Raw genomic sequence first — 14931 nt, 5'->3', positions numbered from 1 at the left:
GAGTAATTATTGTTAAATTGATTTGGATCAATTAGATAGAATATTTGAATTAAGTAACAAATTAAGTTAAATAAAGATAATGCAAATGAATTTTAATTAGATTAGAAAATATTTTCTATATTGTGGTTTATACCTACATTAAAATAAATAACCAATCCATATATTAAGATAGATATTTAAAATTAACTTAATATATGGATAATTATTATTTCCAACCACTAATAATAATACCCGCACCAAGTAAAACCACCAGCGCACCAATCCAATCTGTAGCGGCAAGGGAAACACCATCAACGACTTTTAGCCAGATCAATGCCGTCACAATATAAATGCCTCCATAGGTCGCATAAATACGTCCGCTGGCTTCAGGGTGTAACGTTAACAACCAAACAAACAGCATTAAGCTGAGTACTGTGGGCACTAACAGCCAAATACTCCCCTGTTTTTTCATCCATAAATAAGGGAAGTAGCATCCTAAAATTTCTGCTAGCGCAGTTAAAAAAAATAATCCAATAATTTTTAATGACATAAAAATGTTTTCTTCTCAAAAAAATTACTATTTATGCCACCTAATAATAGGCGGCATATTGTTTAAACTTGCTTAACAAATAGCAGTGATACACGTCTTGCAATAGGCAAAACAAATAATACGGTTGGGAATGCAATCATCCATGAAATAGCCCATGAACTAATCCAAGGCGCATAAATTTCGGAGGTGAATCCCAGTGCACGAAGAGTACTTATTAGCGAAACAATACCGCTCATCACCAAAGATAAAAAGAAAGGCACCAGAAAAAACAGGGCACGCATAGGAAGTTTAGGAATACCTAAAATATAGTTACGATCTTGAAAGGACATACAGTCTCCATTAATCAGCGGATACACAACAGCATATAACTGTTGGTGCAACAAAGTTATATGCGTTGATTAACGTAAACGCTTACGAGTCATAGAGACCAATTGAGAATCATTCTAATCTTTAATGATATTTTGTCAATACACCTTTTAACATCCTATTTACTCAATTTTATGCAGATTATCCTGATAAGAAATTAAGCACTTCACTATTGCAAATTCTACCTATCCATTTATTATACATCGTATAATAAATCAGAGAGAGAATGCAGTGGTGACTACTGGACATGTTTTTATTGCAACCAGCCTTGATGGCTTTATAGCCCGTGAAAATGGCGATATCAGCTGGTTACTTGAATTAGATTCAACTGGTGAAGATCACGGTTATGATACATTTATTGCTAATATTGATGTGATAATTATGGGTAGAGGCACCTACGAGACAATAAAACATATTCAACCTTGGTTTTATAATCGTCCGGTCATTGTACTATCAAAAATACTCGCTCAAGAAGCTATCCCTGAAGAATTAATAGGAAAAGTACGCTTCGTTGACCTATCCCCTAAAGAAGTCATGCAGATGCTAAAAGCAGAGGGATATCATCACGCCTATATTGATGGCGGAAAAGTGGTTCAATCTTTTATTTCTGAAGGATTGATCCATGATCTTATCATCACTCGAGTCCCCATTTTATTAGGCTCTGGTCGCCCATTGTTTGGTAAAATTCCTAACGATATTCACTTATACTATACACAAACTAAAATCTTTGATTCTGGATTTATCCAATCCCACTATGAAATAAAACCGTCCTCGAATGAAGGTCAATAATAATGGATAAAGCATTGATAGCAAAAACACAAACAGTGAGGTCGGTAGGACGCCCAAATAAGAAACAACCAAAAATATCAGCAAAGGCGATTGTCAGTGCGGCAATAATATTTATTGATTCCCATGGATTTTCAGCACTCAGTATGCGAGCGCTCGCCAAAGAAATGGGCATTAACCCTATGACAATTTATTACTATTTTGAAGACAAAGAGTGTTTAGTCAAAGCGATTGCCAACCAGGTTTACGCTAAGGTAATACCTTGTTTATCGGGAACACCCATCGAACAAATAAAGTACCTATTAACTGAATATCGAGAACGTATTGTGCGTTATCCTGAATTAACGTTATCAATATTTAATCACCCAAATGCTTTTCCTGAAGAGGCACTGCGAATAACCAATACCCTTATCAAGCTTGCGATGGAATTAAAATACTCTCTAGAGCAAGCCACACTTTGGGTACATATTTTGGTTGATTTTACTCATGGTTCTGCACTAGCAGTAGCAAAAAGGAAAACTAATACTGAAGAAAATAGAAAGGAAAATGAGCTGATTTATTACCATCAAGCTATCGATAATTTACTGGTAAGAATAAAAAATTAAAAGAGAAAGAGCGGCTCCCTCTTTCTCTTCATCGCATTAACTTACTTTTTGGTTGCTAAAATCACACTAGACGCTTTCACGATAGCCGTGACTTTACTGCCTGCCGCCAATTTCATCTCAGCAACACTGTTATTTGTTACCACTGCAGATAATTTAGTACCTGCCCCAGTCGTCAAATGGACAACCGCATTCACACTGCCCGTTTCAATTGCATCAATACGCCCAGTGAACTGGTTACGAGCCGAAAAGAGATACTCGTGATCATCCGAAACTAAGACAACCCATGGCGCTTTAATAATGGCAACAGCCTGCTTGCCTTTTGCCAAGCCTAGCAGCTGGGTGCTATTTTTCGTGATCACTGCAGAGATTGTTTCACCATTACCTAAGCTTAAAACTACTTCATCATTAACGGCACCAGCCAAAACTGATTCGACCGTTCCTAAAAGCTGATTACGTGCTGAAATTGACATAGAAAACCTTATTTAATGGAAGACGAGTGAATATTGAAGCGATAGTAAGCCTTTTAAATATTGTTTACAAACAGTCAAAATTTTTGATCCTTACAAATGAGTGGCGAATCACATTTAAGCTTTGAAGCCATAAACTCTATTGTTCTCATGAAAAAAAGACTCAATTGTTAAATTTACATTTCAATTGTTAAATATTGAATTCTTATTTTTTAATAAATACATCATCAGCATATCTTAATTTTTATTTTCATGGGAATAGTCTTACTTTTATTTAAAACTGAATGAAAAAAATTAAAAGGTAACAACAATTTATTTAGTTTGTTTAATAAGTGAATTCACTATAATTTAATCAGCAGGAAACCTTTAATTCATCTCATATAATTACACACAGAAAAATTAACTATTTTATTTAAGAGAATTTCAAAATGAGAAAAATTCAAAAAAGCTATTTATTCTCTATTATGTCAATTTTATTAACCTTTAATGCTGTCGCTGGTGAATTAAAAAATGACTCATTTTCAAGTAGAGCACTAACTAGCCTACAACCCTCTGATATTCAAAATCAAATTAATAAAGCAGAGATGGAAGCCATTCAAATTGGGACGCAATATACCGATACTAAGGCGGCAGAATTAAATACCGCAATAGAGGCTTCTGAAAAAAACAGCCAAAGTTATACAAATAAAAAAGTGACTGAGTTAAATACTCGAATTTTAACTTCCACAACTCAAGCTATTACCGTTGGTATCAATTATACTGATGAACAAGTGAAAAATTTAGACTCCAATATTCAAGATGCCCAAGCTAATGCTGTCACCGAAAGTAATCAATATACTGACAAGAAAACTCAGCAACTGAATAACAACATTAAAGAGTCTCAATCCAACGCGGTTACTGAAAGCAATCAATACACTGACCAAAAAACTCAGCAACTGAATAACAGTATTAAAGAGTCTCAATCCAACGCGGTGACTGAAAGCAATCAATACACTGACCAAAAAACTCAGCAACTGAATAACAGTATTAAAGAGTCTCAATCCAACGCGGTTACCGAAAGCAACCAATACACTGACCAGAAAACTCAGCAGTTGAATAATAATATTAAAGAGTCGCAATCCAACGCGGTGACTGAAAGCAATCAATACACTGACCAAAAAGCGCAGCAGCTGAATAATAATATTAAAGAGTCACAATCCAACGCAGTGACTGAAAGCAATCAATACACTGACCAGAAAACTCAGCAGTTGAATAATAATATTAAAGAGTCGCAATCTAGCGCGATAACAGAAAGCCACCATTATACAAATCAAAAAGCTGAACAATTAAATACCTCGATTAAAAGTGCTCAATCAAAAGCAATCAGTGATAGCAGAAACTATACAAATCAACGTGTTGATATGTTAGAACAAAATATGAATGGCAGACTCAACTCACTGGATAACAAAATGGATAAGAATGCTGACCGAGCTAACGCGGGTATCGCGTCTGTTTCTGCAATGGCTAATATCCCGTATACCAACAATACCAACTTTAGCATGGGTATGGGTTTAGGTAATTATCGTAATGGCAACGCAGTCGCCTTCGGTGGCCAATATCATGTTAATGACAATGTGAATATTCGTAGCTCCATTAGTTGGAATAATGAAGACAGTGCGGTTTATGGTGCAGGTATTGCAGTCGGTTTTTAATCTTATTTCTCAATCAAAAATATCCTCATATACACTAAAAAAAGCCCCACTGGCATGCAGTTATCAATGGGGCTTTTTCGTAAAATTAATTTATAGCTATTATATTAGTCCGCGGAGCAGCCTGTCGTAAACGGTGCCTTTGTGGTTAAAGCCGCTATCGCTTCACGATAACAAAGCTCCAGTTTTGCTCTGCTATCTGCCGTAATATCCAAATCCACCAAATAACCATCATTAATACCGTAGATCCAACCGTGAACCATAATATCCTGCCCTCTTTTCCAAGCAGATTGTAATACGGTGGAGTGGCCCAGATTATAAACTTGCTCAATCACGTTCAATTCACATAAACGATTAATACGTTCTGTTGGTTTAAGTTCACCTAACATTCGGCTATGTTTAAACCAAATATCTCGAATATGCAGCAGCCAATTATCAATTAAACCTAATTCCTTATTGTTAATCGCAGCCTCAACACCACCACAGCCATAATGCCCACAGACAATAATATGCTCCACTTTAAGCACATCAATAGCATATTGGATAGCAGATAAACAATTGAGATCTGTGTGAACCACGAGATTCGCTATATTTCGATGAACAAACAGATCACCGGGGCCAACTTTAATTAATTTTTCAGAAGGTACTCGGCTATCTGAGCAACCAATCCATAAAAATTTAGGTTGTTGGTCTTTTGATAATTGTCGAAAAAAGTCGGGGTCTTGTTCTTTAATCGACGTTGCCCATTCCCTGTTATTCACAAATAGTTCTTTAATTTTATCCATCGCCATGTGGCACGCTCACTTACAAATCTTGCTATATATCATATTTAAAACGTGTTTATAAAAACGCAGCTAATTTAATTAATGTCTCTAAATTTACCAGAAGATTACTCTCAATCGATCAATATGCAAAAAACACTTCATAACCAATGATAGCCTCTACATTACATTCGTCATTAATTTGCTTATTTTTCGCTTGATTCTTCCGCCATTTGCATTTTTAGCCAAAAGGCTTGTTGGCATAGGTTAAAAAACTCTTTTCTGATAGGTAAAACAGGATGCTCCGCAGAATCAATAACCTGCCAAATAATCCAGCGCTCAGGGCATTGGCTATCATTGTCTGGAATGGAAAGCTCAATTTCTTCAGTACATTGAAGAATAACACCATCATGGAAACGCCACTGCCGGATAACTTGCATAACTTCCGACTGGGTATCTTGCTGGCGCTGATCAAAAATAACTTCACATGCGGCCTGCTTTTTCATGGTGCCTAATATGTATTTTGCTAACATAGTTTCATTTCTGCCATAAAAATATCGTGCCAATGGTATGCTTAAACAACCTTTATAAACACCTAAAAATCTTAACTCCGTAAAATAATTAGATATCAATTACAAAGTCTAAATAAAACCTAAAGATTACCGTTAATCCTATATCCTCCATGACACTTAAATTGTACGTTAATTTATCATTTCAAAAACGAAAGGTTTGTTATGTTTAAAAAATTACTTTTATCCCTTATTTTAAGCGGTACGGTTGTTTCTGGTGCAATGGCTAATTCAAGCTGTTTGCCTGTGACGGATCAAAGTTTAACAAAAAGCGGTTTACCAACCCCTAAAAATAGTACCTCTTTTGCAAACTACACTGAGGTCACTAATAGCGTTTTCAGTGCCATAACTAAAGATATGACCTCAGAAGAGAGAAATGATGTTGTGTGTACCAAAGATGCCTTTAGCTATTCTATATATATGTCTAATGAGCAAAAAATCGCGAAAGTGTGTGAAACAAAAAGCGGTTGTGATGATTTAAAAACCATTTTCCTTGTTATTGCGAATATTGATATCAATGATGGCACTGAAGCCAAGTTAAAAGCGGCAATGGCAAAAGCAGGGATCACCGAAGCCAATATCAGAGATACCCCAGCAAAACTAGAGCAATTTATTGGTCAATATGAAACGCAGTTTACCCAGCATTTTGGTGATTTAGAGTAAGGTTGCTTTTCAGTCAAACCTAATATCGTTGATAAATGATAAAAGAACTGTTGCACTGTTTTGACCTAATTTTAACTTTCTGCCGATACAAAAAAGCCCTCATATTGAGGGCTTTAATATTTTTAAGGCTGTATTAACTTAGAAACGATACAGGCTAAATGCTTTCGGGTTAATGATTGGCTCTTTACCTAACAAGATATCTGCGGTCATTTCAGAGGAAACTGGGCTTTCAGTCATACCCCAACCAGTTGCCGTGTTGATAACCAGACCTGGATATTCCTTAACTTCAGAAATAATTGGGTTTTCATCTGGTGCGATAGCCATCGCCCCACTCCACTGGTCAATTAATTTAGAGTCTTTAAATGCAGGGAACTCAGTTTTCAGTTTTTCCAGAGATGAATTCAGTTCTGGTAAGTCTGGTAATGCCGTCATATCACGGTTTTTCTCGAATGGAGAAACTTCATCTAATTTCCAGCTGGTTTCTTGAGTAAACGAATTAATCAGCTGTTCGTTTAATGAAATATGAACAGGGAAGTCAGGCAATGCTAACAATGGCAGATATTTATAGCCATAAGTGAAGGATTCTTTAACAACAGGAGCCACGATCACGCGTGGAGAAGTTGCATAGGTTCCATCGGCTTGTTCACGGAAGTAGATATTGCCCGGCAGAGCAACGTTTCCACCCGGTGCATTTGGTGCCGCGCTAATCAATTGTTGTGATTGATAAGCTGGTAATGTTGGAACATCTACACCCAGGTTTTGCATGAACAGACGAGACCAAACGCCGCCCGCAACAACAACTTGAGAAGTTTTGATTGCACCTTTCTCAGTCACAACATCAGAGATCACACCCGCTTGAGTTTCTAAGCCACGTGCTGCACAGTTGGTATAGATCTTAATACCAATTTTCTTCGCATACTCTGCCATAACGAATGCGGTAACTTCTGCATCGAAACTACCAGAATCTTCTTCGAAACCTGCAATCTTCCAATCAGACTTCGCACCACGAAGACGCTGATTTAACTCGCTTCCTTCGATCATGCGTGTTTTGAACGGAATATCAGAGCCAACGTTTTTATGGCGCTCATCCATCCACTGGCGAACGTGAACCAGATCTTCTTCATCCAGAGGAACTTCTACACGGCCTTGAGTACGATAAGTAGTATCAACACCCACTTTCGCATTCATATCACGCCAGCGGTGTTTGCCTAAATGGTGTAATAAGAAGGTTTCATCGGTCATTTTGTATGTAATTGCTTGACCATAGAATCGAGATGATTGCTCTCCCGCAATGTTCCCTTTTTCTACAATCACGACAGATAAGCCACGTTCAGCAAGGTTAATCGCCGTCATTACACCTAAGATACCAGCCCCAATAACAACAACATCAGATTGCTGTGGCAATGCGCCAGGCGTTCCTTCAACAAAACCAACACGTGGTTTACCCGGAACAAATCGCCCTTCACGAGTCAACATCGGAGTTAAAATACCGGCTCCCGCTGCGACAGCGACTACAGAACCACCAATAATAAATTTTCTTCTGGTTATTGCCATTTCGACACTATTCCTTATACACGATCAATATTACTTACCTAACAATTTCGCCATTTTATATTATTTGTTAATCATTCGTAAACTATTAGTAAATCATGTTTATTTTGTGTGTATTGCCATTTTTTTGTCTAATTACTCAGTTCAAAATAAATAAAAACTTCATTTGTTAATTTTTAAACACCTTATTATCCCATTGAAAACAATTGATTTAATTGCATTTTTCGGCGAAATCAATAGCCCTTTGATTTCAAAGGGAAATACATAAAAATCCATCATTTTTAGATTATTATTCATTAGCAACTAATGCTTATAGCTATGAAATAATCTCACTTAAAGGCTAACATTATGTGATTACATCTAAATCACTCACTATCTTAGTAAGAAATACAGGTTTTATGAGTAGCGTATGGGTAAGCTATATATTGATATTACCGAATAGATGTTGGATTTCGTGAATTATGATTACGGAACAAAAACGTTAGAGGTCGACTTTTCATATCAAGGTATCAATCAATACTTAGAGCCATTTAGCTATAATGTCAATCGAACCATCATTGCGTTATGAAGTAGCACTCCCTTTACAATAACTTCTCGACGTTCAACTATTTCAAATTGATGATTTTTAAAAAATTCTTCAGCTGACAGGCTGACATGTGACCATAGCTTATTGATGCTTTTGGTATTAGCCACTTCAAGAATTTTATTCATAAGTGCAGAGCCAATTCCATAGCGAGGTTTAGCAACAAAAAAATGGTCAATATACCCATCATCCTGAAGATCTGTATATCCAACAATCTCTTCATCAAGATAGGCAATAAACGGCTTTAATAGATCCATTTTATTTTGCCACTGCTCACGCTCATATAAATCTGGTGCCCAAGCTTCAAGCTGTTCTTCTGTATAATACGCAGCGGCAATATGATGAACCGAGGTATAAAATATTTCATGCAGTTTTTCTGCATTCTGAGGTTGGTAGGGCTTTATTTTTATTTTCATATAAATCATATAGTTAAAATTTGAATAACATTTAAAAATAAGGCATCATTCTACATCACTAGGGATGGTGTATGTTAATTCCATTTTCGGGTTTACGCTTAAACATAATAGTCGTGGATTCAAGAATACCATCAACCGATTGAGCGAATTCTGGAATTTCACCACTTATCTGCCATCCAAGGGAATTATATAAGCTAACCGTTATCCCTTTAGTATTTGTATCCAATGTTAAAAGCCTCAATCCTGAACTCCATGCAACTTGCTCAGCCTCTTGCATCAATTTTCTTGCAAGCCCTTTACGCCTATATTCAGGTAACACCAATAACTTACAGATTTCTCCTCGATGTTTACCATTTGATTTAGCACATAATTCAAGACCAACAACCCCAATGATTTGATCGTCTAGCTCTGCTGAGATCAGCTTAAAACTATTTGTTGATAACGAATGATTGACGCCAATCCAATAGTTTCTCATTTCATTAATTTGAGCTTCTGCATCAGTATATCCAACACTCGCACCTCCAAGGACGCACTTATAAAGTACATTAACAAGCTCATCGATTTTATTTTCATTTATTTTTTTATCATAGCAATTAATTATCATATTGAGGCCTCAAATTAGAGATACCGTTACACAGAATATAATTAGATTTAACTATGTCTTAATTGAGTTTGCTTGTAACTAAAATCCAGCGGATTGGTTTGAATTTCCCAGATAATTTGGTGTTAGTTTAAGTATAGAGGACTTAGTTAATAGGGAATGGACAATGTCTTTTGCTTGGCGCACTTAATTGCTTTATTGGTTAGTTCCATAAACCGCCAGTATTGCATTGCGAAATCGTAGCGATTTAGAAAAGTATCAGTAAACGTCGGTAGAATGAAATTTTGCTAGAGTGCTTGGTAAACTTTGGGATTTATTTGGAAGGAGGAGAGAACAATACTCGAAAACCATCCAGTTGATAAATAATGATTATTTAAATTTTAATTTTTACTCTATAAAAATTTCTATACAAGCAAGATCATTGCTAGGCTGCTTTTGACACCTATATTTTCTTGGTTCAATGAAATATCTTAACTACAAAAATATCATCAATTGGTAACTTCATTGCAGATAGCTAAACACCAACCAGCCCCCCAGCCGTAACTGTCCCCTTTTTTACTACTCCACTTGAACGGACACTTAAAAATTAGCCTTTTCAATGGAAACTTGCTTGGAAACCTCCTGTTTGGAAACAAATGAATCAGTCTTGAACTTTATTTTTACACTTAGCTCACCCATCTATTCGCACTAGTTTTTTCCTTATTACTGTATGTGATATACCATTCTGTAAAGTCATTTATCATAGAGATATCATTCTCCAATAACGATGATATTAAAATTTTTTGTTTATTATTTTCTGAGTTTTGACATTCATCAAAAAAAATATCTCATTGGTTATAATAAATTCCAAGTTTTGAGCGCACTAGCCAACTAAATGCATAAGATATAAATATAAACTCAATAAATGCTCATCTACATTCCACAGCCCTTCACCAGAAGGGCTTTTTTATATTAAATACAAGTTCAATATCCCAAAAAAATATTTCGAAAATATCTTAATTATATTTCGATATTTCCGAAAAATAAAAATAAAAAATTTTGACTCTCATCAATTTATCAAATTTTTATTTATTGTAATTTTTATGTGATCATGTTACCGACCTCTAAATAACATGAAACATATTTGTTAGTTAGGTAGTAAGTCTCATATTTATACTTCTTCTTTTAGCCCCTTATTCCTTTAAGGGGCTTTTTTTTAATTTTCAACCATCAGCCGAAATCTAATAAAGCAAGACAACAAAAAACTATAAATTATAAATTATATTAAAGCTATTGGGAATAATTAAAAATTTAACAATCTAATTTATACTAAAATTTTTGTATAAAACCTAAGCCCAAAAACCATAAAAATAGAATTTCTAACTTAAAATAAAAACAAATCAAAGCAAAATTATAAACTTGAAAAATTTCGAGCATATAAGATCATTTTTAACAATTTAACGACATAATATAAATTTGATGTAGATCACTTTATAAAGTTATTATATATTGTATTTTTACCTTGCCTGAGTGATTAGATCCAATCACTAAGTGTTAAGAGTTGTGTTGTGTTACTAAATATTCTCTTTTTATTATTAATTCCTCCCCCTATTTTTAGGGTTTTTTTTATTCTTAATTCGCACCTATTATTCACTATACCCGCATAACGAATGAAGCACTCTAAAATAAATTGCTCGATTCCGTAGGATATTGATACTTTCTTCTTTTATTTTTCCTAGTCAAGTGTACTATGTAATATTGCAAACTAGGTTGACTCTATAATGAACAGTTTGAATGAAATAATAAAATGGATAGAAAATCACCTTGACAGTAAGATGACCTCTGAGGATGTGGCAAGAAAATCAGGTTACACTTCTCGCCATCTCTATAGTAAGTTCAAGAAAAGTATAGGAATCAGTGTAGCTAGCTATATACGTTTACGAAAACTAACCCAAGCCTCTTATATGCTAAGACGCTCAGGAAGACCTATTACTGAAATTGCATTTATGTATGGATTTGATTCTCTGCAACATTTTTCAAGGCTATTTAAAAATCATTTCGGATTATCTCCAAGAGCATTCAGAAATGCTGAATCATGGAATATGAGTCTTTTTTATCCATCCGTAATAGTCTCTGACTTTAATTATAGATCTTCAGTCATATATCTAAAAAATTACCATGTTTCTTTTGAACATGAAGAAAATATAACAATCGATTATGGTTTTAATTTTTTAGTTTCCACATATGAAGGAAATATAATCATATCAAAGAATTTAGAAGAACATTATATTCCAATATTTAAAAACATACTTAAAGTTGAATCAAGCTTTACAATTCTTGGTGATATTATTCCCATGAAAGGTTCTGATGCTGAAATTAAGACCTACATTGGTAAGATTTCAAATAAAAACACTTCTAAAGGTAATTATAAAAAAATACCTCCATCAAAGTATATTTGTTTTAAATACTCAGGTTCATTAAAAGATATAATGGCGTTTCATTCATGGGCTTCAGGACATGGGTTACATAAACACAAATGCATTCTACAAAAAGGACCAACATTCTCTACATTTTTAAATAGTAATGAACCTGATATCTTTATATTACATCACTATATTCCTATAATTTAACCTGTATTTTTCCAGACTTTATTAAACCTCGCTGAGTTACTTGCAGTATAGTGAACCGTATGAAAGATATTTTTATGACCCAGATAATCTTGTATTAGTCGCGTATCAAGGCCCTGGTTTGCAAGAGCATACCCACAAGCATGCCTTAACATATGTGGATGCACATTTACAGCAAGACCTGCTTTTATTGAATAGTGACGACTTAATTTATATATCCATTGTCGAGATATTTTTTTGCCGTAGAATGACAGAAATAACCAATCGTTATCTGGAACCGGAGAAAATGCTTTTCGTTCATCAAGCCATTTTTTAATTAACTCGCAGGTAAGGTCCTGAAGAGGATGTGTTGTTGAAAAACCATTTTTCAAACGTTTTATAAATACGGTTTTAGAATCTAAATCAATATCACTAATTTTCAGATTACATAGTTCACTAACACGTAACCCATGATGATAAGCCATCATAAACATTACCCGATCACGGGATGCCATACTATTACCATTAATGGCTGAATAAAACGATACCCACTCAGTTGCTGTTATGTACTTTCTCATACCTAGCCTCCCGTACATGTAAAAATTTTACAACTTAAAAAGTGCAAAACTTAACTATTTCGGAAGAAATTTATTCTCTACAGAGACTATCTGGAAATATTTACATAATCTTGACTAATATCACAAAATAATCCTAACAAACACTTTGGACCGCTCTACACCAGCCCAAAGTATGCCATTAACAGATCTTTTGTCTTTGAATTCGAAGGATACCTAGCTTAGTAACATCATCTAATGCCTCTACCAGTTCAAAGTAATCAGCCAGTCAGAAGCACCTCAACATGCACAGAAAAGACTAATAATCATCCTTTAATCAAAAAGAATAGTGGAGGTCGTTTAGCATCATTTTCTTCAATAATACATAATCACTTTCTTAATATAAAATATTGCATAAAATTCAATAACGCCATTCTGTTTGAACATTTATAACAACATCTCGCTCTCCTCCAGGACTTTTAGGAATACCATATTTACATAATGCTATATTTAAAGTATCTTCCCATGTTACCTTATCATTCTCACGACCTGCGTATTGTGAAAGTACATTATAATTATATTCATCATTTGATGAGCTAGAACAGTCTGGGGTACCATTTATTCTGAATATAAATCCAAATGTATATTGGAAACGCTCATCGGGATCGAAAAACAAAACCTTATTATCATATGATAAAGTAGCACCTCTTATTGGCACTATTTTAACTGTTCTTAAAAGATCTTGGGGGGGATAGTCACATGAACTTTTCAGCTGAAGACTCTTCACTTCCTGGGCACCATTTACTGCATTTGCCTTTACATCTTTAAATTCGATAGTTTGTTGATTAGAATCGCCATCTATATAAGCATAACAACGTTGAGCTAATGAAATTGTCCCGTTAATATTAAGAGATACTGTTCTGTATGAATCTCCTTCTGCTGATTTGTACAGTAGATCCAGAAGAGAAACATTAAAAGATACATCTCCAGAATCCGCACTAAATTTTCTTGGTAGTCTGATATATAAATGAGGATCAGGGCTTGAGTCATTCATAAAAAACGCAAAATTATAGCCACAACCACTACTCAATTGATTACAGTAATAGGGCTTTGAACTCGACTTATCCTCCTTTTTTGAGACTACACTTTTAGAGTCATTTATTGCATAACTAAGCGTTAAGGGATCAGGAGCATTCATCTCACCGTAACCGGATACAGTATAACCTGTTGGTGCAGGTATATCTTTATACATTAACATACTAAAACTAGGTCTCGAGTCTGGGTATGCCAATCCTAAATACGCAAATTGCCCGTTACCCAGATCTATTTCTCCTACACGCCACACGACTCCAGCGTATCCATAGGCAGGATGATCTCCTGGAATGGATGGACGAAATAAATATTGGTCACCTATGCACAGGTTACGGCCAATACACCTAGAAGCAGGATCGTTTCTGTCTGGATAATGTTTAGCAATAGATATAGTCCCCAGATCATATAAATCAAAAGAAGAATTATACGATTCAGTGTCAATCATATAAGACTTGCTCAGCGATTGACTATTTCCATGGGGTGTTGGAGCCGCTCCATAAGATATTGTGAGTAACACAATTCCAATAGCATATGTAAAAAAATTTTTTACAGACATGTGACCACCTATTTTTCATATATCAAAACTTCGTTATCAATCATAAGATATTTGTAGTTCAACACTTGTATCTAATATACCTGGTGACAATGTTTCATTTTCAATAGAAGTAACTTTGGCTTTTAAAAGCAATTCTGAGTCTTTATTGTTATTAACAGGAACAGATATATCGTCTTTTAAAGTAATTATGTTTCCTTTTTCGTTAAATAATTTCACTCCAATCCCTGATGCAAAACTAGAATCATCATTTCTATTTCTTATTAAATTATTATTAAGATCAATATTATTACCTTTGAAGTTAATTTTAATTTTTTTAACATTTTTACATTGCTCAAAACGGAATATAGCTTCACGAGTTGGAACATTATCAATCCCTATATATGCATACATTTCACCAAAATCAATAGTTTGACTTCCTGAAACTAAAGTGCAGTTTGAGTCTAATACATTAACCCTTAAAGTTAGTTCTATATCTTGACGTTCAGCATGTATGCTTGCTGAGTATAAAAAAAATAGCAATAAAAGAATGTGCTTCATTTTGGTTCCATTACAGAATATA

Annotated in this window: 16 protein-coding genes; 5 read left to right on the top strand and 11 right to left on the bottom strand. The window is 34.7% G+C overall.

Going from position 1 to position 14931, the window contains the following annotated elements; translation table 11 throughout:
- Nucleotides 1–205: 205 nt before the first annotated feature.
- Both H0913_RS07220 and H0913_RS07215 read right to left on the bottom strand, forming a co-directional pair.
- Nucleotides 206–529, bottom strand: coding sequence for a YnfA family protein (locus H0913_RS07220; protein ID WP_154604211.1), 324 nt, complete (start codon nt 527–529; stop codon nt 206–208).
- 62 nt (nt 530–591) lie between these two features.
- The gene (locus H0913_RS07215; RefSeq protein WP_181478353.1) at nt 592–858 is read right to left on the bottom strand and encodes a DUF2798 domain-containing protein; all 267 of its coding nucleotides are present in this window, start codon (nt 856–858) and stop codon (nt 592–594) included.
- A 271-nt stretch (nt 859–1129) separates the two neighbouring features.
- On the opposite strand from H0913_RS07215, the gene H0913_RS07210 reads away from it, so the two are divergent.
- Complete coding sequence (locus tag H0913_RS07210) at nt 1130–1684, top strand: dihydrofolate reductase family protein (RefSeq protein ID WP_181478351.1); 555 nt, start codon at nt 1130–1132, stop codon at nt 1682–1684.
- 2 nt (nt 1685–1686) lie between these two features.
- Nucleotides 1687–2286, top strand: coding sequence for a TetR/AcrR family transcriptional regulator (locus H0913_RS07205; RefSeq protein ID WP_181478349.1), 600 nt, complete (start codon nt 1687–1689; stop codon nt 2284–2286).
- A 41-nt stretch (nt 2287–2327) separates the two neighbouring features.
- On the opposite strand, the gene H0913_RS07200 is transcribed toward H0913_RS07205, so the two are convergent.
- Nucleotides 2328–2756 carry a TOBE domain-containing protein gene (locus H0913_RS07200; protein ID WP_181478347.1) on the bottom strand — a complete coding sequence of 143 codons (429 nt, stop codon included), beginning with the start codon at nt 2754–2756 and terminating at the stop codon, nt 2328–2330.
- A gap of 425 nt (nt 2757–3181) precedes the next feature.
- Between H0913_RS07200 and H0913_RS07195 the strand changes: the two genes are divergently transcribed.
- On the top strand, nt 3182–4444 hold the full coding sequence (locus H0913_RS07195; protein WP_181478345.1) for a YadA-like family protein: 1263 nt from the start codon (nt 3182–3184) through the stop codon (nt 4442–4444).
- Between the two features lie 104 nt (nt 4445–4548).
- Here H0913_RS07195 and can read toward each other — a convergent pair whose 3' ends face one another.
- Both can and H0913_RS07185 read right to left on the bottom strand, forming a co-directional pair.
- Nucleotides 4549–5232, bottom strand: coding sequence for a carbonate dehydratase (gene can / locus H0913_RS07190; protein WP_181478343.1), 684 nt, complete (start codon nt 5230–5232; stop codon nt 4549–4551).
- 176 nt (nt 5233–5408) lie between these two features.
- Nucleotides 5409–5735, bottom strand: a complete 327-nt coding sequence (locus tag H0913_RS07185) for a hypothetical protein (RefSeq protein WP_181478341.1) — start codon at nt 5733–5735, stop codon at nt 5409–5411.
- 201 nt (nt 5736–5936) lie between these two features.
- Between H0913_RS07185 and H0913_RS07180 the strand changes: the two genes are divergently transcribed.
- Nucleotides 5937–6434 (top strand): hypothetical protein, encoded by a 498-nt coding sequence (locus H0913_RS07180; protein WP_154604218.1) that lies wholly within the window; start codon nt 5937–5939, stop codon nt 6432–6434.
- A 138-nt stretch (nt 6435–6572) separates the two neighbouring features.
- Here H0913_RS07180 and H0913_RS07175 read toward each other — a convergent pair whose 3' ends face one another.
- The 3 genes from H0913_RS07175 to H0913_RS07165 all read right to left on the bottom strand — a co-directional run bounded on the left by H0913_RS07175 (nt 6573) and on the right by H0913_RS07165 (nt 9588).
- Nucleotides 6573–7988 carry an NAD(P)/FAD-dependent oxidoreductase gene (locus H0913_RS07175; protein ID WP_036951608.1) on the bottom strand — a complete coding sequence of 472 codons (1416 nt, stop codon included), beginning with the start codon at nt 7986–7988 and terminating at the stop codon, nt 6573–6575.
- Between the two features lie 531 nt (nt 7989–8519).
- Complete coding sequence (locus H0913_RS07170) at nt 8520–8984, bottom strand: GNAT family N-acetyltransferase (RefSeq protein ID WP_181478339.1); 465 nt, start codon at nt 8982–8984, stop codon at nt 8520–8522.
- A gap of 58 nt (nt 8985–9042) precedes the next feature.
- The gene (locus tag H0913_RS07165; RefSeq protein ID WP_181478337.1) at nt 9043–9588 is read right to left on the bottom strand and encodes a GNAT family N-acetyltransferase; all 546 of its coding nucleotides are present in this window, start codon (nt 9586–9588) and stop codon (nt 9043–9045) included.
- Nucleotides 9589–11345: 1757 nt separating this feature from the next.
- On the opposite strand from H0913_RS07165, the gene H0913_RS07160 reads away from it, so the two are divergent.
- Nucleotides 11346–12194 carry a helix-turn-helix transcriptional regulator gene (locus tag H0913_RS07160; protein WP_181478335.1) on the top strand — a complete coding sequence of 283 codons (849 nt, stop codon included), beginning with the start codon at nt 11346–11348 and terminating at the stop codon, nt 12192–12194.
- Here the strand turns inward: H0913_RS07160 and H0913_RS07155 are convergent.
- From H0913_RS07155 to H0913_RS07145, 3 genes are all read right to left on the bottom strand, one after another.
- Nucleotides 12191–12748, bottom strand: a complete 558-nt coding sequence (locus tag H0913_RS07155; protein WP_181478333.1) for a tyrosine-type recombinase/integrase — start codon at nt 12746–12748, stop codon at nt 12191–12193. The two genes, H0913_RS07160 and H0913_RS07155, sit on opposite strands and share 4 nt — an antisense overlap.
- A gap of 397 nt (nt 12749–13145) precedes the next feature.
- Nucleotides 13146–14372 carry a hypothetical protein gene (locus H0913_RS07150; protein WP_181478331.1) on the bottom strand — a complete coding sequence of 409 codons (1227 nt, stop codon included), beginning with the start codon at nt 14370–14372 and terminating at the stop codon, nt 13146–13148.
- Between the two features lie 36 nt (nt 14373–14408).
- A complete protein-coding gene (locus H0913_RS07145; RefSeq protein WP_181478329.1) occupies nt 14409–14909 on the bottom strand; it encodes a fimbrial protein in 501 nt (166 codons plus the stop codon).
- Between the last annotated feature and the right edge of the window lie 22 nt (nt 14910–14931).

This window comes from Providencia rettgeri (assembly GCF_013702265.1).
Classification (GTDB): domain Bacteria; phylum Pseudomonadota; class Gammaproteobacteria; order Enterobacterales; family Enterobacteriaceae; genus Providencia; species Providencia zhijiangensis.
The sequence above is the reverse complement of the archived record's forward strand: the minus strand, read 5'-3'. Positions and strand labels throughout refer to the sequence as shown.